The sequence below is a fragment of the Profundibacter sp. genome (genome assembly GCF_056498605.1).
Map to the genome: position 1 here is coordinate 1 of NZ_JBSMEZ010000096.1, position 20,468 is coordinate 20,468.

Annotated in this window: 20 protein-coding genes; 4 read left to right on the plus strand and 16 right to left on the minus strand. The window is 56.5% G+C overall.

Annotated elements, in window-relative coordinates:
* Window positions 1-134: 134 nt before the first annotated feature.
* Complete coding sequence (locus ACWB12_RS09845) at window positions 135-737, minus strand: flavin reductase family protein (RefSeq protein ID WP_479529906.1); 603 nt, start codon at window positions 735-737, stop codon at window positions 135-137.
* 68 nt (window positions 738-805) lie between these two features.
* On the opposite strand from ACWB12_RS09845, the gene ACWB12_RS09850 reads away from it, so the two are divergent.
* Together ACWB12_RS09850 and ACWB12_RS09855 are read left to right on the plus strand one after the other, a co-directional pair.
* Window positions 806-1,315, plus strand: coding sequence for a GNAT family N-acetyltransferase (locus ACWB12_RS09850; RefSeq protein ID WP_479529907.1), 510 nt, complete (start codon window positions 806-808; stop codon window positions 1,313-1,315).
* A gap of 56 nt (window positions 1,316-1,371) precedes the next feature.
* Complete coding sequence (locus ACWB12_RS09855) at window positions 1,372-1,809, plus strand: N-acetyltransferase family protein (RefSeq protein ID WP_479529908.1); 438 nt, start codon at window positions 1,372-1,374, stop codon at window positions 1,807-1,809.
* A 29-nt stretch (window positions 1,810-1,838) separates the two neighbouring features.
* Here ACWB12_RS09855 and ACWB12_RS09860 read toward each other — a convergent pair whose 3' ends face one another.
* The 14 genes from ACWB12_RS09860 to ACWB12_RS09925 form a co-directional block, all read right to left on the minus strand.
* Complete coding sequence (locus ACWB12_RS09860; protein WP_479529909.1) at window positions 1,839-3,038, minus strand: hypothetical protein; 1,200 nt, start codon at window positions 3,036-3,038, stop codon at window positions 1,839-1,841.
* Window positions 3,039-3,043: 5 nt separating this feature from the next.
* The gene (gene ptsP, locus ACWB12_RS09865; RefSeq protein ID WP_479529910.1) at window positions 3,044-5,296 is read right to left on the minus strand and encodes a phosphoenolpyruvate--protein phosphotransferase; all 2,253 of its coding nucleotides are present in this window, start codon (window positions 5,294-5,296) and stop codon (window positions 3,044-3,046) included.
* Window positions 5,297-5,973: 677 nt separating this feature from the next.
* A complete protein-coding gene (locus ACWB12_RS09870) occupies window positions 5,974-7,212 on the minus strand; it encodes an aspartate kinase (RefSeq protein ID WP_479529911.1) in 1,239 nt (412 codons plus the stop codon).
* A 109-nt stretch (window positions 7,213-7,321) separates the two neighbouring features.
* Window positions 7,322-8,128 (minus strand): glycosyltransferase, encoded by an 807-nt coding sequence (locus tag ACWB12_RS09875; RefSeq protein ID WP_479529912.1) that lies wholly within the window; start codon window positions 8,126-8,128, stop codon window positions 7,322-7,324.
* A 105-nt stretch (window positions 8,129-8,233) separates the two neighbouring features.
* Window positions 8,234-8,668, minus strand: a complete 435-nt coding sequence (locus ACWB12_RS09880) for a DUF1178 family protein (protein ID WP_479529913.1) — start codon at window positions 8,666-8,668, stop codon at window positions 8,234-8,236.
* Window positions 8,669-8,733: 65 nt separating this feature from the next.
* On the minus strand, window positions 8,734-9,210 hold the full coding sequence (locus ACWB12_RS09885; protein WP_479529914.1) for an NUDIX hydrolase: 477 nt from the start codon (window positions 9,208-9,210) through the stop codon (window positions 8,734-8,736).
* Between the two features lie 168 nt (window positions 9,211-9,378).
* Window positions 9,379-10,347: a threonine dehydratase gene (locus ACWB12_RS09890; RefSeq protein WP_479529915.1), complete on the minus strand. Its 969-nt coding sequence runs from the start codon at window positions 10,345-10,347 to the stop codon at window positions 9,379-9,381.
* A gap of 80 nt (window positions 10,348-10,427) precedes the next feature.
* Window positions 10,428-11,216 (minus strand): SDR family NAD(P)-dependent oxidoreductase, encoded by a 789-nt coding sequence (locus ACWB12_RS09895; protein WP_479529916.1) that lies wholly within the window; start codon window positions 11,214-11,216, stop codon window positions 10,428-10,430.
* A complete protein-coding gene (locus ACWB12_RS09900; protein ID WP_479529917.1) occupies window positions 11,213-11,908 on the minus strand; it encodes an acylneuraminate cytidylyltransferase family protein in 696 nt (231 codons plus the stop codon). Before ACWB12_RS09900 ends, ACWB12_RS09895 begins: the two co-directional genes overlap by 4 nt.
* Window positions 11,905-12,840 (minus strand): Gfo/Idh/MocA family protein, encoded by a 936-nt coding sequence (locus ACWB12_RS09905; RefSeq protein ID WP_479529918.1) that lies wholly within the window; start codon window positions 12,838-12,840, stop codon window positions 11,905-11,907. Before ACWB12_RS09905 ends, ACWB12_RS09900 begins: the two co-directional genes overlap by 4 nt.
* Entirely contained in the window at window positions 12,837-14,192 is a 1,356-nt protein-coding gene (locus tag ACWB12_RS09910; protein WP_479529919.1) for a 3-deoxy-D-manno-octulosonic acid transferase, read from the minus strand. The genes ACWB12_RS09905 and ACWB12_RS09910 overlap by 4 nt, the downstream gene beginning before the upstream one ends.
* A 37-nt stretch (window positions 14,193-14,229) precedes the next feature.
* The gene (locus ACWB12_RS09915) at window positions 14,230-15,498 is read right to left on the minus strand and encodes a 3-deoxy-D-manno-octulosonic acid transferase (protein WP_479529920.1); all 1,269 of its coding nucleotides are present in this window, start codon (window positions 15,496-15,498) and stop codon (window positions 14,230-14,232) included.
* On the minus strand, window positions 15,491-16,612 hold the full coding sequence (gene neuC / locus ACWB12_RS09920) for a UDP-N-acetylglucosamine 2-epimerase (protein WP_479529921.1): 1,122 nt from the start codon (window positions 16,610-16,612) through the stop codon (window positions 15,491-15,493). The genes ACWB12_RS09915 and neuC overlap by 8 nt, the downstream gene beginning before the upstream one ends.
* A 23-nt stretch (window positions 16,613-16,635) precedes the next feature.
* Window positions 16,636-17,667, minus strand: a complete 1,032-nt coding sequence (locus ACWB12_RS09925; RefSeq protein WP_479529922.1) for an N-acetylneuraminate synthase family protein — start codon at window positions 17,665-17,667, stop codon at window positions 16,636-16,638.
* A gap of 378 nt (window positions 17,668-18,045) precedes the next feature.
* On the opposite strand from ACWB12_RS09925, the gene ACWB12_RS09930 reads away from it, so the two are divergent.
* Both ACWB12_RS09930 and ACWB12_RS09935 read left to right on the plus strand, forming a co-directional pair.
* Window positions 18,046-18,912: a hypothetical protein gene (locus tag ACWB12_RS09930; RefSeq protein ID WP_479529923.1), complete on the plus strand. Its 867-nt coding sequence runs from the start codon at window positions 18,046-18,048 to the stop codon at window positions 18,910-18,912.
* Window positions 18,913-19,186: 274 nt separating this feature from the next.
* Complete coding sequence (locus ACWB12_RS09935) at window positions 19,187-20,233, plus strand: Fic family protein (RefSeq protein WP_479529924.1); 1,047 nt, start codon at window positions 19,187-19,189, stop codon at window positions 20,231-20,233.
* A 130-nt stretch (window positions 20,234-20,363) separates the two neighbouring features.
* Here the strand turns inward: ACWB12_RS09935 and ACWB12_RS09940 are convergent.
* On the minus strand, window positions 20,364-20,468 hold a 105-nt coding region (locus ACWB12_RS09940; RefSeq protein ID WP_479529925.1), incomplete at its 5' end, for a transposase domain-containing protein.

Here is a 20,468-nt window from a genome sequence, read left to right on the forward strand (position 1 = left end):
TAGCGAGTGGCTGCCTTCTGGACTCCACCTCCCTTTCTTCTTATCAGTCATAGCGATTTTTTGCCTGCCTTTAATACAACTAATTGTTGTGAGTGAAATTAATGCTTCTTTCTAAGGGTAGTCAAGAAGAAGCGTTATTCAGGCCGTTCCAAACTGAACAGATCGTCAACGCGGGCGTAATCTTGGTAGCCGAGTCGCGCCAATGGCTGATATTTGGTGACGTCAAAGGTGCCGTTAATCAGGCAGTCGTCACGCAGGTGCACGCCGGTGACTTCGCCAATCACGATCAGGTTGTGTTCGCCCGTCAGGGTAATAATTTGCGACAGTTTACATTCCAGCGTGGCGGGGGCGCCGGCGACGCGGGAACAGGGGATGGTTTCACATTCAACGCGCTCAATCCCTGCGTGGCTGAATTCATCTCCGCCCTCAGGGTTGGAAGCCGAAGTGGCATTCATCGCGTCGCGCATGGCGTATTCCACGATGTTGACACAAAACACACCTGTTTCGTCAATGTTGGCAACGCTGTCCTTACCCATATGGCGGCCTGCTTTGTGCGAGGTCGAGGCGAACATCACTTGGGGCGGCTCATACGCTACGGCGTTGAAAAACGAATAGGGCGCGAGGTTATCGACGCCATCTTTGCTGCGGGTCGATATCCAGCCGATCGGGCGCGGCGAGACGATGGCGGCAAAGGGATTATGCGCCAGCGAGTGGCCGTCTTTGGGGTGATAGAACATTGCGCGGGTTTCCTTGGTGTTTGATCAAGGGATAACGCCGTGCTAGGGCGGTTTCCAGCGGAAAAAGGATGTGGCGCGTGATTAGGCTGGCGCAGGAAACAAAAGACGACTGGTGGGAGGTCGAGGCGCTGTATGATCTGTGCTTCGCACCCGGGCGCGAGGCGTTGTCGTCCTACCGTCTGCGCGATTGTGTTGATCCGGTGGCGGAGCTGTCGCTGGTGGCGCGCGACGAGGGTGGTATTCTGGGCGGCGCGATCCGCTATTGGCCGGTGTTGGTTGGCGGGGCGGATGTGTTATTGCTGGGGCCGGTTGCGGTGCATCCAACGCGGCAAGGCGAGGGGCTGGGCGGGTATCTGATCCGCGAGAGTTTAGCGATTGCGTCGGCGGCGGGCTGGGAACGGGTGTTGTTGATTGGTGATGCGCCTTATTACAGGCGGTTCGGGTTTGTGCGGCTGGACGGGATTTTAATGCCGCCGCCAACGGACCCTGCGCGGGTGTTGGGGCGGGCGTTGACGGATGGGGCTTGGGTGGGTGTGCAAGGGGATGTAATCTGCTGGCATTCCAAAATGGCCGGATGAACCCGAGAAAACAGGCTATAACAATCAGAGCTGCCACGGTTGGCGATGCTTATGAGATGAGTGTTATTCTGGCCGAAATCCTGACCACTTGGGGAAGTGATCGCGCCCGCAGCCCAGAACATATCCGTGCGTTCTATATTGAACATCCAGATCAGGTTTCTTGTGTGGTCGCGGTGAACGGGGGCGGGGATGTTTTGGGCTTTCAGTCGTTGAAACGGGCCGTTGAAGGCAACCCGTATGGTGTCACCTTAGGTTGGGGGGTGATCGGGACATATGTAAAACAGGGTATTGGTCGGTGCGGGGTCGGGTCAGCGCTTTTTGCAGCCACATCCCAATCGGCGCGTCAGAGCGGGATGCCTAAGATTGATGCGACGATTGGCGAGAGTAACGCGCAGGCGCAATTGTATTATGAGGCTATAGGATTTCGGACATACCGCAAGAAACAAGGGGCGGTTTGTAAATGCTACTCGCTAGTGCCCCAACCGCAAGAATAATGCAGCCTATGCGTTAAGGGATAACGGGGCTATCCGCCTTCAACGGCGCGGCCAAATATCGCGATGGCAAACCCCAGCAGCGCCAGCGCCCCGTAGAACCATTTGGCACGGTGCAGGCGCGGGGCCTTGGCGGCCGTGACGGCGGCAATCGCGGCTTGCATGCCATAGTAGAGCGCAAATGCCCGCGAGGCATAAGCGATGATCTGAAAAATATCGACCGCCCATGTCAGCAACAGTCCGACCGCGACCAGAACCGCATAGGCATCGCGGGGTTTCAAACGGTGGCTGGTCAGTTCCTCGACCAGCCCGCCAGCGCCCGAGGTGTCGGCAATAGCTGCACTGAACTGGGCGGCGAGTGCCGCAATAATCAAAAGGATAGGCAAGATCGCGGCAACGATTTCCATCATGTCGATAATCGAAGTCTCGGTCAGTTTCATCGTGCCGGGGGCAAAGACATAGGCCAGCAGCACGATATAAACGATATAGATCAGGGTCGACAGCCATTGCGCCTGTTTCATCGACCGAATGCGGGTTTTGGCGTCATAGGTTTCGCCTAGATAACGCGAGGTTTCAAACCCCTGCACGGTGATCAGCAGACCAAAGGCCAGCGTCAGGGCGGGCCAGCCTGTAACTGTGGGCGGGTTCAGCAGCAGGGCGCCATCCACCGCGCGATCAGTGAAATAGAATCCCATCCCAACCAGTAGTCCGGCGATGATGGCCAGTTTTATGCCAACGCTGAATTCCTCGAGCCGTTCAAGCGCCTTGAATCCACGGGTCCAGCCAATGAGCAGGATGAACAGGAATACAGCGGTTGTCAGCAGGCGGGCATTAAAGGGGGTGTTCCATGGGGTCAGGCGCATACCGAACGCCCCCAGCAGGTTCAGATAGTAAGCCACTGATATGAAGTAAGCAAAGGACAATATCCAGCTGGAAGTCGTTTCCAGCCGGTTCGCCAGGTTGGGGCGGGGGGGGCCGTTGTTCAGCTCGGCGATGTTAAAACGGATGGCATGGCCAAACAGATAGGCGACCCCGCACAGCACCAGCAGCATCAACGGGGCATATGCGCCGAATGAATCATTCAGGATTGGCCCCAGCACCAGAAACCCGCTGCCGATGATCGAGGCCAGCGGCGTGATCATTGCGCGCCACCCTATGGAATTAGACAGGCGCGGCCACAACAGGATTGCGCCGATGATAGCGACTGTGGCAAGTATTACTGTGTTTTCCATTTCCGTTAGCGCCCTCTTAGCGAGCCCATCACAGCTGCACGGACGGATTGATCCCCGCGGGCGCGCGCCTCGTCTATCACTGCTTTGACGTCGGTCAGATTGGCGCGGCGCAGCAGGCTTTTGACGGGACCAATCGAGGCTGGGCGCATTGACAGGGTGCGCAGGCCCATCGCGGCAAAACATAGTGCTTCGATCGGGCGGCCCGCGTCTTCGCCACAAAAGGAAACAGGTGTATCGGTTTCGGCGCAGCGGTTGACGATTTGTTCGATCAAGCTAAGGAAACTGACATTCAGCGTGTCATAGCGCCGCCGCACCCGCTCGTTTTCGCGGTCCGCGGCAAAGAAAAACTGCTTCAGGTCATTACCGCCGATTGAAATGAAATCGACCTGTTCAAAGAATTTGCGCGGGGCAAAGGCCAGCGACGGGGTTTCAAGCATTGCACCGACCTCGACCGTTTCGGGGATGGGGTGGCCCAGACGAGCCTCGCTTTTTAGCTCCTTGTCCAGATAGTCGCGGGCGGCGTGGAATTCCTCGGACTGGGCAATAAAGGGGAACATGATCGTCATCGGGCGCCCATTGCTGGCGCGGATCAAGGCCTGTAATTGCATTCGCATCACGACTGGATTGTCCAGCCCGACACGGATTGCCCGCCATCCCAGCGCGGGGTTTGGCTCGTCTTGGGGTTTCATATAGGGCAGCACTTTGTCCGAGCCGATATCAAGGGTGCGGAATACCACGCGCTGGCCTTTGGCAGCCTCCAGAACGCGGGAATAGAGCGCCGCCAGTTCGGCACGTTTGGGCATTTTGTTGCGCACAAGGAATTGCAGCTCGGTGCGAAATAGCCCGACGCCCTCGGCACCCGAACTTTCCAGTGACGGAAGGTCGGCCATTAGCCCTGCATTCATCGACAGGGTGATCACCCTACCATCCAGCGTCTCGGCGGGCTTGCCGCGGATCGAGGTATAGCGCTCCTGATCCTTGGCGAGCATGGCGATTTTGTCTTTGAAGGCATCGACCACGGAATCATCTGGACGCAGATGCACGATGCCCTGTTCGCCATCCACCATGATGTGATCGCCATTCAGCGCCTCGGTGGTGATGCGCCGCGCATTGATCACCAGCGGGATGGCCAGCGCGCGGGCAACGATGGCGGCGTGACTGCCCACAGAGCCTTCTTCCAGCACGATACCGCGCAGTTTGCGGCCATATTCCAGCAATTCACCGGGGCCGATGTTTCGCGCGATCAGGATCGGATCGGCGGGTATTTCGGCCCCCGTGGCAGCCCCTTGCCCTGTCAGGATGCGCAACAGCCGGTTTGATAGATCATCCAGATCATGCAGGCGCTCGCGCAGGTAGGCATCAGGCACTTGGCCCATGCGGGTGCGGGCGGTGGATTGCTCTTTTTCCACGGCGGCTTCGGCCGACAACCCTCGCGCGATGTCTTCTTCCATCCGGCGCATCCAGCCTTTGGAATTGGCAAACATCCGGTAGGCTTCCAGCACCTGCATTTGTTCTTTGTGTTCTGCTCCGACCCCATTGCCCGCTGTGGCCAGCATATCGTCAACCGACACGCGCAATTCGTTGACCGCATCATGCAGGCGGGGCAGTTCGGTTTCGGGGTCATCGGCAATCGGATTGGTGACGACCACGCGGGGTTCGTGCAGGTAAACATGACCCTCGGCGGCGCCTTCCTGACCTATGCCACCGCGAAACAGCACCGGCTGCTGGTGGCGGGCAGACAGGGCAGCGCCTTCACCAACAAAAGCACCCAGCTCGGTCATTTCGGCGACGACCATGGCCACAACTTCGAGCGCGTAAACCTCGTCTTCGGTAAATTTGCGCGCCTCTTTGGATTGCACCACCAACACGCCCAGCCGTTCGCCCAAACGCTGCACAGGCACACCAAGGAACGAGGGAAATACTTCTTCTCCGGTTTCGGCCATAAACCGGAAACCGCGCGCATTCGGGGCGTCAGCGGTGTTGATGATGCGTGATGTTTTGGCGACGCGGCCAACCAGACCTTCGCCCAGTTTCATACGGGTTTTATGCACGGATTCAGGGTTCAAACCCTCGGTGGCACACAGCTCCAGTGTGTCGTCGTCCCGAAACAGATAGATCGAGCAAACCTCGCAGCCCATCGAATCCGCGATGATATGGGTGATGCGGTCCAGCCGTTCCTGTCCCTCGCCCTCTTTGGCAAGGGATTCACGCAGGCGGCCCAAAAGGGCGCGGCTTTGACTGTCAGTGCTTTGCGACATGTGCCCCCCCTAAGGGTGATTTCCCCGATGGATTGTTCGAGTGTTGTTGTTTGTATTTGTGCACAGGTGAGCGGTGGGTTTTCAAGAAGAAATGCGGGCGTTCGGGCAACGGGGGAAGACGGGGTTTGTCACGGGCACAGTTAATTGGCTGTTCATTCAGGTAAATAAGGAGGATTTGGCGAAATCGGCAATATGAATTCCATATGAACCGCATATGAATCCCATATGAGCATTTTGCCGGTTTTGCCTCCTTAACGCATCGTGCGCGGGTAGTGGTGAAGGGTGGGTTAATGCGGATTGGAAGGCCAGCCCGTGTGATGCGCGGAACCCAGCCTATCCAATATTCGTCAAGCTATCAACACCCCGTCATTTTGCAAAAATGTCAGCGCCTGACCTCCCCGTCGTGCCGAAGACGCGCCTTCAGCACGATGAGGGTGCTTTTGCGATGCTGCATCCAGTGGATAGGATCTGAGTTATTCACAGAGCGGGAGACGAGGCACCATCAGCACTCTGCACCCACCAAGTCGGGCGCTGACATTTTTGCAAATAGGTCAAGGATGATGAGGTGGACCTAGTGTGCGTATCTATGCTGCCTATATGTGGCTCTGTCCGCTGGGCTGGACTGGCCTTCCCGAACCCGCGCAATGGCTTCCTGAACCGTGCGCGCAAACGGCAAGTTACCCCACCTTATCCAACTCAAACGCATCATGCAGGGCCTGGACCGCAAGTTCCATATATTTGCGATCCACCAGCACCGATATCTTGATTTCGGAGGTGGTGATCACCTTGATGTTGATACCCTCGTCCGACAGCACTTTGAACATTTTGGCGGCCACACCGGCGTGGCTGCGCATACCGATGCCAACGACGGATACCTTGGACACATCCGTGTCGGCGATCAGATCGTGGAAATTGATCTCGCCGCTGGTTTTAGCGTCTTCCATTGCCTTTTCAGCGCGGGCCACTTGGCCGACGGGGCAGGAAAATGTCATGTCCGTGCGCCCCTCCTCGGAAATATTTTGCACGATCATGTCGACATTCACGCCGGCCTCGGACAGCGGCACAAAGATGGCGGCGGCGATGCCGGGCCTGTCAGCGACCGAAATTAGGGTCATCTTGGCCTCGTCGCGTTGATAGGCGACACCGGCAACTACATTGCTTTCCATAATTTCCTCCTCGTCGCACACCAAGGTGCCCGCATTTTCATCCTGATCGCCAAAGCTGGAGAGAACCCGCAGCTTGACCTTATAGCGCATCGCCAATTCAACCGAGCGGGTTTGCAGAACCTTGGCCCCGAGGGACGCCAGTTCCAGCATTTCCTCGAACGCGATCTTGTCCAGTTTGCGTGCTTTATCCTCGATCCGTGGATCGGTGGTATAGACGCCATCCACATCGGTATAAATATCGCAACGCTCGGCATCGAAAGCGGCGGCAAAGGCGACGGCGGTGGTGTCTGATCCGCCACGGCCCAGCGTGGTGATCCGCCCCTCGGGGCTGATACCCTGAAAACCGGCCACAACGGCGACGCGCATACCTTCGCCAAATTTGGCATTCAGGTTGTCGGTCGGAATTTCGTTGATCCGTGCGGCGGAATGGGCCGATGTGGTTAACAGCGGCACTTGCCAGCCTTGCCAACTGCGCGCCGGGATTTCCATTTCCTGCAAGGTCAGCGCCATCAGGCCAGCGGTGACGTTTTCACCGGATGATACGATGGCATCATATTCGCGGGCGTCAAACATCGGCGATGTTTCTTCGACCCAGCCGACCAGTTCGTTGGTTTTGCCCGACATGGCGGACACAATGACGATCACGTCATAGCCACGCGAAACTTCGACGCCAACCCGTTTGGCGGCGCGTTTTATGCGGTCCAGCGTGGCGACCGAAGTGCCACCGAATTTCATCACTAACGTTGGCATAGCTGCCCTTTGCGCATTGGCCTGAATATCAAGGCCTAAATATCAAAGGTTGTGTAAGGCGCGATGCGGGGCAGGGCAAGAGCAATGGCGCCCGCACTATACGGCCCGATTATTCCGCAGCGATTTGGAGGCTGGGTGCAAAATGATCCTGTAGAAACGGGAAATATTGCATCATATCAATGATTTGTTCGGGGCTAAAACGTCCGCCGCTGTGCTTTGCATCGCTGTCGTTGCCCTCGTGAACGGCACGCACATAAAACGGGCGATCCGTCAGGATGGCGCGGGATGTAAACCGGTTGCCGATCTGGCGGTGGCTGGTCAGGTAGGGGTGGCGCTTGAATGTCGGGGGGGCCACCAAGGTCAGGCCGAGGTTGGTGAAATAGGCATTGCGCGGGGCAAGCCATGCGGCCTGGCCGTTTTCCAGACCAAGGCTAACGCCGCGCGGGAAGGTTAGGAAAACACCATCGGTGCCATCGTAATTACTGTTCGCGGCATAGTCGGCCTCGCGTTTGCAGATTTCCACAAAATCGCGGCTAACGGCGTCATCGTCATCCAGAACCACCTGCGCGATTGTGCGGTTGTCGGGGTATTCCTGACACATGATCTGGCGAAACAGTTTACCTGCCTTGCGCGGTCCGCGGTAATGAATGCCCACGCGATCCGCGCCCAGCGTGTCATTACACAGCTCTTGCAGGCGGATTTTGTATTTTTCGGGCAGGTTGTTTGACGATAGAACCGACAGTTTGAAATCCTGATCGGTTTGGTCCCTCAGGCTGGCCAATGCGATGTTTTCAAATAGGGCAAAGCGTTTGTTCAACCGCTCAGGATCGAACAACAACTCTTCGCTTCGGCTGATGGCAGATTGCCAGCCAGAAATACCGAAGAAAGAAAACCGAGTTTGAAAAATCACGTCCATTGTTACGCCCACTTATTCGTCCATATCATTTGTCTCTAATATGAGGACAATGGGGCGGAAAACGGGCAGGTTTATTTCAAAATTGAGGTATTTTCCCTGGCTGGGTTAGTTGGTCTTGCGGGTGGGGGTGAAGGGCAGCGGGGCCACGGGCACGCCGTCTTCCAGTAGTTTTATCGCTTCTTCAGGGGCGGCCTCGCCGTAAATCGGGCGATCAACTGCGTCGCCGTTGTGGATGTCGCGGGCCTGTTTGGCAAATTCCATGCCAACATATTCGGAATTGGCCTCGATCTTGGATTTCATCTCGGCGATGGCGCGTTGCTCGTCGGTATCAGGGCTCGAAAGTGGTTGCGCGTCGGGGGCGCTGGCGGCTTTGCGGGCTGGGCGCACACGCGGGGCCATAATGGCCTTTTCTACGGATGTGCTATCGCAAGTCGGGCAGGCGATCATGCCCGCAATGTGTAGTTTGTCAAAGGCAGCACCGGACTGGAACCAGCTGTCAAAGCTGTGATCATTTTCGCATTTCAGTGTATACGAGATCATCTGCATGGCCCTTTGTCTATCGCATCAAAGGTAAACAGTTACCGTTTGATTGCAACTGATAGAAATCAGCGTTTCAGGCGTTTAACGTCAAAAGCACGGATCAACGGGCCAAGTTCCGGCTCGCTGATAATGGCCGCCGCTTTTTTCAGGCTGAACCATTTGCGTTTACGCTGCCCTGCCTCGGGGAAATCTTTCAGCATGCGCTTTACCTTGAACGGAAATACCGCAACTACGATTGGCAGGTTGTCGCCTTTGGGAATGGTTTTGGTGTAGGAATAGATGCCTAGACAAGTGTCCGACGGCTTGCCCTCGACACCGGCTTCCTCGAACGCTTCGGTCGCGGCGGCACCGGCAGGGGTTTCGCCATCCATCGGCCAGCCCTTTGGAATAATCCAGCGCCCCGTGCCACGGCTGGTTACCAACAGGATTTGCACCTTGCCGTCATGAATACGGTAACACAGCGCCCCGAACTGGGTGCGCACATCGTGTTTATGAGACACATCGAGCCGCTGTGGCTTGTGTTTGGTTTTGACTACTGTCACGTCTGTTCGCCGCCGTTTAATACCTGTTACCCGCTTTTATTAGCGTGTTTTGCTTGTCTACTTATTAAAATAGGCAGGTTTTATTCAATTTGAAAGCATTACACGGCATTTTTACCATATTTTGTGGTATATTGCCTGTATCAGGCCAGTTCTAGGCCAAAAACTGCCCTATAGCGTCGGGGTTTGGCCCATCAGCACCTTGGCAAACCAGCCGGTATCAATGTTGCCACCGCCCAGAATGACGCCAACTTTCCTACCCTGCATCCGGCCCTGTTCTTGCATCAGTCCGGCCAACGGGGCGGCACCGGCCCCCTCGGCCAGATTGTGGATGTCGGTGTAATAGGCGCGGATGGCATCGGCGACTTCATCGTCGGATACCGCGATGACCCGGTCAGCTCCCGTGGCATAGATGTCATAAGCTGACTGCACTGGAATGCGCACGGCCATGCCATCGGCGAATGTAGTGGCCGAGTTGGTTTCGACCATGTGGCCCGCCTCGACCGACAGTTTTGCGGTCTGGGCGTTTTCGGATACAACGCCGACGATTTTGGTATCCAGCCCCAGCGCGTTGCGCGCCGTGATGGTGCCGCAAATGCCGGACCCACAACCGATGGCGACATAGATGGTGTCCAGATCGGGGTGGGCGGTTAGCAGTTCAAACCCGTAGGTCGAAACCCCGCGCAACAGCTCCTTATGGAACGGCGGCACCACGAACAGGCCTTGCGCTTCGGCGACACGTATGGCTTCGGCCTTGGCCTCGTCAAAATCATCACCGTGTTCAATGACTTCGCCACCATAGGCGCGCATGGCTGCGTTTTTTTCCACCGAATTACCGCGCGGCACGTAGATTTTCGCCGTGAGACCTGCGGCAGTGGCGGCGCGCGCCTGTGATTGGCCGTGGTTGCCGCGGGTTGCGGTGATGATGCCACGCGCGTCTGGATGCTCGCGTTTTAGCCAGTCGATGAATGTAATGCCGCCGCGCACCTTGAAGGCGCCGGTGGGCGCGTGGTTTTCGTGTTTCACGATCACTTCGGCCCCTGTGCGTACGGATAATTGCGGCCAATGGATTTGCGGGGTGGGCAACATCTGGCTGTAAACCACCGCTTGGGCGGCTTTTAGATCATCAACTGAGAACATAGGGCACCTTTTATGTGATTTTGCCTTCAGTATCTTTATGGGCAGGGAAGGTCACGAAGAAGATTGTAGGCCTACAATGCCTACCAAGCGGAATAACCGCCATCCACATTGACCATCTGACCCGTCATATAATCGGACGCCTTTGAGCACAAAAACAGCATTACATCTGCAATCTCATCGGGCTCGGCCATGCGATCCGCCATGATCAGGTTCGACACACGTTTCTGGAACTCGTCACTATGGGCGTTGAACACGGCCCCTGGTGAAATTGAATTCACCGTCGCCTGACGTTTGCGCCAACTGCTGGCCAGCCACAGGGTCAGTCCGTGGATGCCTGCCTTGGTGGTCGAATAGGCGCTAAAGTTTTTGAACGGCATGCCGTCGTAAATGTCGTGGTGCGGGGCGGTCAGGGCATACATCGAGGCCACGTTGATCAGTTTGGTGGGCCAGTTGCCAACGATTTTGCGATCCATTTCGCGGGCGACCAGAAAACAGCCGGTCAGGTTGACGTCTAGGGTCTTTTCCCAGTCCTTAAGCTCGGTATCGGCAAAGGACGGGAAGCTTTTACCAGCCCCCATCAGCATTTCGCCTGTAATGGCAGCGTTGTTCAGAACCACGTTGGGTTTGTGGCCTGCCGCCAGCACGGTGTCGAAGGTCTCGATCACCTGCGCCTCATTACTAACGTCCATTTCAAAGAGGTGGAAATCGGGGTTATCCCCGTGATTTTCCTGCAAGGTTTCATACCGTGCACCTGGCAATTCTGTGGCGACAATGGTTGCGCCCTCATCCAGCATCCGGCGAATGTAGGTGCTGCCCAGAACACCACCAGCCCCCGTGATAAAGACTGTCTTTTCGTTAAGCTGTGTCATGTGTTTAACTGCCTTCCCATCATCCATTCAACAAGTTTAAAATCAAATTCCGCATCAATGTCGATGCAGCGTTCCGGCGGCATTTCGTAAGGGATCACGCGGCCCTCAAAGATGCTTTTGGCGGATCGTAAATACGCGGGGTCGAGCACGTAGGTGGAGGCGGCATGCTCATACACTACAGGCGCTTGTTGCCGTGCGACCACGCCGCCAGACAGGGGTTTAGACACATGCAAAGCGCCGGTTTCATCGGGTTCAACCAGATTGAAATAAGGGTTTTTGCGAGCTTCGCAGACGGACATCACCATGTCGGGTTTTTGATCCCGAAACAGTTTTAGTGCGCGGGTGATGTCGCCCATTTCGCGCAACGGCGATGTTGCGTCCAGATCGACGAAGGCTACGGGGTCGCCGACCTGTTTGGTAGCTTGCTCAAGTGCGTGCACCCAGACGTCCCATTTGCCAGCGCCATCAGTGGCCAGATGGTCGGGGCGCAAGCCGATGTCGAGCGCCCCGCGTTCAATAGCAAAATCCAGCATGTCCTGCCCGTCGGTCGACAGGATCACATGGTCGATTTCGGGGTGTTGCAGCAGTTGATCAAGGCTCCATTGCAGCAGTGGTTTGCCGTGCAGATCGCGGAAGTTTTTACCCGGAACGCCTTTGCTGCCTGCGCGAACGCCGATGTGGCCGATGATCATGCTGTGGCTCCGATCTTTCCGGTGAAATTGCGCATTTCATAGGCCTGACAGATCAGCGCCGAACTTGCCAGTGTTTCGCTAAGGATCGGGGCCAAGGGGTTTTGGGGCCGCTTGCCACGGATCAGGCGCAGGAAATCGGTCATGGTGTTTTGAAACATCACCTGACGGTCAATGGTCAGGTCGTGCAGCACTTCGGTTTTGCCATCCCGTTGGCTGAACCGGTTCGCGGCCATATCGAAATCATAACAGGTGTCGGCCCCGCGCAGCGCGATATTGCGGTGGCTGACGGGGGATATGTAATCCATCGAAACGCTGCCCTGAACGTGGTCGCTTTGCAGGGTGATCATGCTGGCGAAATCGACCTGCGGGTGGCCAGCGTGGGACAGTGAATTCACCGTGCCAAGCGTAGCCGTCGGGAACAGACAATGTGCCATGTCGAGTTCATGGCACAGGTCCAGCAACACGCCGCCACCGTCAGGATTGGCGGCGTAGCTGTCGGCAAAGCGCCAGTTCTGGCGCCATTGATGCACGTCATGGCCGATTTCGAAGTGGAAGCGGTAAGTGGTGTTCAGGCCCTGGTCATGCAGGAACCGCAGGGCGGGGTGGTAGCGCATCATCAGCCCGACGAAACAACGGTTCGCCAGATCACCGAGGGTATCGGTGATCGCGGTCAGGTCGGATTGCGCGTAGGCTAGTGGTTTCTCGACGTAAAAGGGGGTGTTTGCGTTGGCCAGCAGTTGAATTACTGGCAGGCGGATTTGCGTGGCGGTGCAGATGAACGCGGCTTCATAGCTGTTTGTCGCCAGCTTGGCCTCGACCCCCGCCAGACCTTCGCTGCGCCACGAGACCAGTTCGGCAGTTTCGCCAAGCGCCGCGAGGTTGGCTGCATGGCGCTGGCCGATTGCGCCGGATCCGATCACCAGAAATGTCATGTTGCCCCATCGTTTGTTAATGCGGCATCGATCGCCGCTAACGTCTTATCCACCGCGCCGGAATATTTCGCAAGGAAGGCTTGGGCGGCTTGTTGGCGTGTGCGCAATTCGGCGGGGTTTGCTAGCAGGGTGTCCATCGCCTCGGCCAGTTCTTCGGGGGTTTGGACCAAATATAGCGCCCCCTCGTTGATGGCTTCGACCGCCGGATATTCAATCGGCCAGATCACCGGTCCATTGATCACGGGTTTGCCCAACGCGATGGGCTCGCAAATGTTGTGCGAGCCTTGCGGGCTGAACGAGCCACTCACTGAAACGATATCGGCGAGGGATTGAAAGAAATTCATTTCCCCAAGGCTGTCCCCGACCAGAACATCGGCCGATTGCCAGTCGACGTTCGGGATGGGCGCAAGGTTATCATCCAAGGCTTGCGAGCGGCGCAAGGTGGTTAATCCGGCGTCCGTCAGGATTTTATAATCGGTTGTGAACCGTTCAGGCGCACGGGTGACATGGATAAAGAACGGGCGGGGGCGGTGCTCGGCATAGGCTTTGGCAATCAGCGCCTGATAGGTTTGCAGGTATAGCGCGGCCTCACCCGCCACAACGCTGGCCACGGTGATGACGGGGCGGTCGCCCAATAGCGGGCGCAGGGTGTTTGCGGCGCTGATCTGTTCGGCGGGGATGTCCTGCTCGAACCGTAATTCGCCGGTGATGTGGATGCTTGGCGCTCCCAGCGATTGAAACTTGTCGGCGTGGGTTTTTGATTTGGCCAATACGCCCGTCACATGGTGCAGGATTTGTGCCCGAAGATTGGTGCCTGCCGCATCGCGCACGTAGCTTTTTTCGGGATATTGCGAATTGCACAGGAATAGTGGAACGCCTGCGCGCTTGGCCTGCAGGATCATCACTGGCCACAGTTCGATCTCCATCACCAGCGCCAGTTTGGGCTGGCAATGACGCAAGAAACGGCGGAATGCGGCGGCAAGTTCAATGGGAACATACCGCACCACCACGCGCCCATCGGCAATTTCCTGCGGGAACAGTTTTTGCGCGGCACGGCGGCCAGCGGGGGTGGCGTGGGTGGTGACGATGACCTCGCCCCGCGCCAGTAACGCCCGCACCAGTGGTTCGGCAGATCGCATTTCCCCCAAGGATACCGCATGCACCCAGACGGCCCCGCGCAATGTCGGCCCAAAGCCAAAGCGTTCACGTAAAAACCGGCGGTAATCAGCGTCTTTGCGCGAGCGCCAGAACAGATAGGCCAGCGCCAGTGGCAGGCCCAGCCACCATGCTGCCTGATAGGCGAGCATTTTCAGACGAAAACCTGCTGCTGTTTGTGGTTGCGGATTGCCCACGTTCTGTCCCTTGTTGGTTATGCGTATTTAGACTGCTTCAAAGCAGCGCCACAAGCCTTTGTGCGGTTTGGGCCAATGCCTGTTTGCCCTGCGCGGCAACATTTGCAGCAGCAGGTCGCATTTCCAACAGGTCAGGGTTCATCAATGCGGCCACCAACTCATCCGCGTCTTGCACTCGCCATGCACTGTTTGCTGAATGAAAACCCGCGTAATCCGCGGCAAAGTTCTGCACATTCGGCCCGTGGGCGATGGCGCAATTCAGGCGGGTGGGCTCGTACGGGTTATGGCCATTCACATCACTGAACGACCCACCAACGAGGCAGCGATCGGCCAGCCGATACCACAGGCCCATTTCGCCGATCCGGTCAGTAATGGCGACCTGGATGCCGGATAAATCGGTCGTGTCGTCCTGAATGATTGCCGCCTTAAACCCTTGGTCCTGCGCGTGTTTCAGGATGCGTTTGGCGCGGTCGGGAATGCGGGGCGCGATGATCAGGCAAGTGTCGGGCGCGGTTTCCAACAGCTGCTTGTGGGCTTTGAAAGCCACGATTTCATCTTCGGGGTGGGTTGATGCGGCGAGCCAAACGGGGCGAGCGTCCAGTGCGGCCTCCATGCGGGCGCGTTTTTCGGGCAGGTCGGCAAGCGCATCAGCCCCTGCCTTCAGGGTGCCGGTGATGCGGGTTTTATCGGCGGGAACGCCAAGGCTGGCAAAGCCTGCAGCGCTTTCGTCATCCTGCACCTCGATAAAACGGAATTTGGCATAGAGGGCGGCAAAGAACTGGCGTGCCCGTTGTTTGGACGCCGCCGATTGTGCGTCCATCCGGCCGTTGATCAGGGCTATCGGGATGTCCCGACGCTCGATTTCGGTCAGGAATGCGGGCCAGATGTCGCGCTCGGCCCAGACCGATAGTTGCGGCTGCCAGTGATCCAGAAAGCGTTTCACATAATGCGGGCTGTCGAGCGGCAGGAACTGATGAATGGTGTTTGGCGGCAGGTTATGTTCAATCGCCTGTGCCGAGGTGCGGGCCGAGGAGGTCAGCAAGACGTTAAGCGCCGGATCAAGGCGCTGCATCTCGCGGATCAAGGCGGGCAGAGCCAGCACTTCGCCAACCCCAACGGCGTGCATCCAGATTAGCGGTCCATCAGGGCGGGGTATTTCGGTTAGCCCCATCTTTTCACGATAGCGGGCCGCGTTTTCCTTACCGCGAACGATGCGCCGTTCCAGATGGCGACGGGCAAACAGCCGGATCAAAGGGCTGAGTTTCAGATAGGCCCACAACAGCGCAGATTTGGGAGGCTTAGCCAAGGTCCTGAAACTCTTTTTGTAAAGGGCGGGACCAGAAGTCGGGATCATTCAGAACTGTGATAAACCGCGTGGCCGAACTGCCCGCGCCAAAGCCGCTGTCGGAGGGGAGCCGTTTGCCCCAATGATCCGTCAGAAATGCATCAATCCGGTCGCCATCAAAGGCACTGCAACTGGTGATGGATTTGGCGTCTGATCGTTTGTTCTGCCGCGTGCCGATGTCAAGGCTGGGCAAGCCGATAAACGGGGCTTCGCGCACGCCAACGCTGGAGTTGCCGATATGGGCGGCCGCGTTTTTCAGCAGTTCGGAAAAATAGGCGAACCGCATCGAGGGTAGAATGCGAAAGCGGTCAGTCGGCAGGGCATTGATCACCGCCATGATGTCGTTCGATCCGGGGTCATTGTTGGGCAGGATCACCACGAAATTGCGCTTTGAGGTTTCCAGACGGTCAAACAGCGCACGGGCCTGTGCGCCAATTGTATTCTGTTCACTGGTGACGGGGTGGAAGGTGACGATGGCGTAATCATCAAAGCCGATGCCGTAATAGTCGCGCACCTCGTCAATGGTCACGCCTGACGGGGCGGCGTGGGTGTCCAGTTCCGGCGAACCGATCACCGAGATGCTACCCGGCTTTTCGCCCAAGGCCATGACGCGGGATTTGGCGGTCTCGGAACTGACGAAATGATCCGATGACAGTTTGGTGTTACAATGGCGGAAAATTTCGTCAATCGTGCCGGAGACTTCGCCGCCTTCAATATGGGCGCAGCGCACGTAATTGGTGGCGCAAACCAGTGCGCAGGCGAGTGCTTCGACGCGGTCGCCATGCACGATCACCAGATCGGGGGTATGGTCCCTGACAAAGGCGGAAAAACCGGTGATGGTGTTGGCCAGCACCATATCTTGCGGGTCATCCTCGTGTTGGTTTTCGAATTCATGCACCGCAATGCTGTCCATCCGATGCACTTCGATTTTGGTCATGCCATAACGCTGCATCATATGCATGCCAGTGACAAAAAAGCTGACGTTGAAACCCGCGTCACGGGCGGCCAACGCCAATGGCTCCAGCTTGCCAAAATCGGCGCGGGTTCCGGTGACAAAGAGGATGGATTTGCTCATAGGGGTCCGTTTACTGGATAGGGTTAGGCGTTAAAGTTGGCCCACTTTAGTTGTTGGTTGAATTTTACCGCATGGGTCAGGGTTTTGCCAACCACCTTGTCAAAATCATACCCCGCAATGTCGCCCGATCCGGGGCGGCGCGCCCAGATGTCGGCCTCGGTTATTACGTGGCCTGCGGGCAGGTCGCGGTCGGCGACTACGGATGCACGGGCAAAGGCATAGACGTCTTCTTCGGGGCCGGTGCGCTGTTTGTCGTTGTGCAGGGCAGTGTGGATTTCGCGCGAGCGGTCAATCAACAGGCGTAATTCGGCGGGGTCCATCGAGCAGATGATGTCGGGACCGATGCGATAGCGGGTGTCGGTGTAGTGGCGTTCCAGAATGCAGGCCCCCAGCGCGACCGAGGCTAGCGCCATTTCCGGCCCGATAGAGTGGTCGGAAAACCCGACAACGGCGTTCGGGAAGGCGGTCTTAAGGTCGGTGACGCCCTTGAGTGAGACGATTTCAGGCGGTGACGGATACAGGTTGGTGCATTCCAGCAGCGCGTATTCAATGCCTGCATCTTCAAGGATTTGCACCGAGGCGCGCATGGTTTCAATCGTCTGCATCCCCGTGGACATGATTACTGGTTTGCCAAAGGCAGCGATGTGACGGATCAGCGGCAGGTTATCCGCCTCGCCCGAGCCGATCTTGAAGGCGGGCACGCCGATGTCGTTCAGGAAATCGGCAGCGGCGCGCGAGAACGGCGTCGAGATAAAGATCATACCGAGAGATTCGATGTAATCCTTCAGGGCGATTTCATCGTCTTTGGACAGCGCACATCGCTCCATCACCTCCCAGATCGACACATCGGCGTTGGGCGGGAAGATCGATTTGGCCTCATCGGTCATTTCGTCCGCCACGATATGGGTCTGGTGCTTGACCATCTCGCAACCGGATGCTGCGGCCAGACGCGCCATTTCCTTGGCCACCGTCAGGCTGCCACCATGATTGATGCCGATTTCAGCGATCACCAGCGGCGGCTGGTCGGAGGAAATGATGCGGTTTGCGATTTTCATAACAGGTGCCTCGTCAGTTTTCCTGTTTATGCCCGCGGAATGGCACAAAGGTCTACTGGATAATTCATTCAAGGAGGGTAGTGGAGGCGAGTACCAGAGTCGAACTGGTCTACACGGATTTGCAATCCGGAAGGGTATTGAGAGGTTTCAATCTCTTAGGGTTTCAAAACACCCCCTGACAAATCGAGAACGAAAGGCGAAAGTTTCAAACGGGGTTTTGCCTTTTCAAAATGAAAAAGGCCCCGTCACAGCGGTAACTGTGATCCGGGGCCTGTTAGAAAAAGCCAGTAAGCTTTCGAGTAATATTAGCACAATCACAGGCAACATCGCAATTGCCGTATTTGTTATTTCCTTGGTCTTGGTTTCAGAGGTGAACCAATGAGTTGGCGTATCGCGAATGAATGCGCCGAGCGCCGTTTTGGCAGCGCTGCGCGCAAGCAGATCATCATGTTCTTAGCTGATAAGGCGAGCGACGACGGCTCAGGAATCTGGTGCTCTAAGGGCACGATTCAGCGCCATACTGAACTTGGTGAAAGCACGGTGAAGCGCACCATCAATGATTTTCTTCGAGAGGGTATTCTGGTCGAGACAGGGCAACGGCGCTGCCAGAATGGCTACACTGTCATTTATCGCATTGTTTTGGCTAGGATCTCTCAGTTAGAATCCACTGCTGAACCCGATATCCAGACGGGGGTCACAGTGGACCCCGTCCAGAGTGAACCCGGCACGGGGTCCATGGTGGACGGGGTACGGGGTCCACCATGGACCCCAAACCATCCTAAAACCATCCATAAACCACCTACGCGCAAGCGCGAGGCGGCGGAGGAAGAGGTTGAAGATTTTGATGCAGAGAAGATTTTGGCAGCCTATCCCGAAGACAGGATCCGAGACCGTCGAACCTGTTTGCGCCAGATTTCAACGGCGGTCGGAGAAGGCATCGCGCCTGAGAACCTGTTGGCGGCAGTCAAAACTTATGCCTCAGAAACTGCAGGTTATACGCGCGGCAAGGTCTGTTTTTCGGACAACTGGTTCAAATCGCGGCGTTGGGAAAAGGGACTGGTTCAAATTTTAGCCGATCGCGAGAAAGCGCAGGAGGCCGAAGTCAAAGTTCGTGCCAGCCTCGCCAGCTGGATACATGAGCGCCATCCCCTGTGCCGCCATATCACCAATCGCCAGCTCGAAGATTTGATCGTCTCAAAGCTCGTGACGTTAGAGCAGGCCCGAGCGGCAGGGCTGGAAGCATGACAGTTTTGGCGCAAAGCAGGATTTTCGGTCTTCGCTGTCTGTCGGGACGAAAACAACCACGCAATTTGAGATAGGACATTTGTTATCTCTATAATCAACCATGTTTCTGAGATAGTGGTTGCGACTATGTCAGAAACTGAGATAAGACTTCGAGTAACGCAGAAAAGAGAGCGGCTTTTGAGATATGGATATCGCAGAGTTCAAATCTGGACAACTTGAGAACCGGTATGAATATCAGGCTTTTCTGCCGGAACCCATTTGTCATGAATGGGGAGTGGCTGATCCTGAGCTGTCCGAGCTCTTGGGTCGAGCGGATCGTGCCTTGGGCGAACTGAACGCCTTTGCGCAGTTGATCCCTGATATCGAGTTCTTCATCCGCATGTATGTGGCTAAGGAGGCCACCCAGTCCAGTCGGATCGAAGGAACGCAAACCAACATCGAGGATGCGTTCAAGGATGCCGACGACCTGAACCCTGAAGCGCGGGACGACTGGGCCGAGGTGCAAAACTATATTAACGCGATCAACTTTGCGATTGATGCGTTAGACGAGCTGCCCCTGTCGAACCGTTTGTTGCGCCAAACGCATGAGATCCTGATGTCGGATGTACGTGGCGAGCAGAAATTGCCAGGCCAATTTCGAACCAGCCAGAACTGGATCGGGGTCAGCCTGAAAAACGCAGTGTTCGTGCCGCCACATCACGATCATGTGCCGGATCTGATGAGCGATCTTGAGGCGTTTCTGCATGCCGACAACTTGTTTGCGCATCCGTTGGTGCGAATTGCCATTGGGCATTACCAATTTGAGACGATTCACCCGTTTCTGGATGGAAATGGGCGGTTGGGGCGGTTGTTGATATCGCTCTATCTGGCGTCAGAGGGGTTGTTGGTGCGGCCTGCGTTATATTTGTCGGACTATTTTGAACGAAACAAGACAGCGTATGTCGATCACCTGATGGCGGTACGCCAGGGCAACCATTTGCGGGAGTGGCTCGTGTTCTTCCTCCACGGCGTCGAGGAAACCGCACGCACATCAGCCGATGTATTCCGCTCCATTCTGGCAATCAAGGAGCGGATCGAGCGAGATGTTCTGCCACGTTTCAGCGCGCGCCGACAGGATAATGCACAGGCATTGATGCGCCACCTCTATGCGCGTCCGGTTGTCGATGTGAATATGGCTGCCGAAATTATAGGAGCCACCACCAACACAGCATCCGCACTCATAACAGACATGGTTGACCATGGCGTCTTGTCGGAAATCACCGGTCAACGCCGGAACCGGTTATTCGTATTCAGCGAGTATATTGAGTTGTTCCGAAGATAGGCTTTCCTAGAACAGATGCATGCCGCAGCCGTAAAGCCTTGCTTGGGGGCACGCTGTATTTTTAAGCACGCCGAAATTTACGCTATGGCGTAACTTTCGCGATTTTCCGTAAGCGGTGCCCCGTTCCCACCTAAGCCTTAAAATTCCACGGTAGCAGGTCTTCAATGTCACTTTGTTTGTGCCCGTTGACGATGGCAGTAAGGATGCCGGAGATGTATGCGTGCGGTTCCACGGC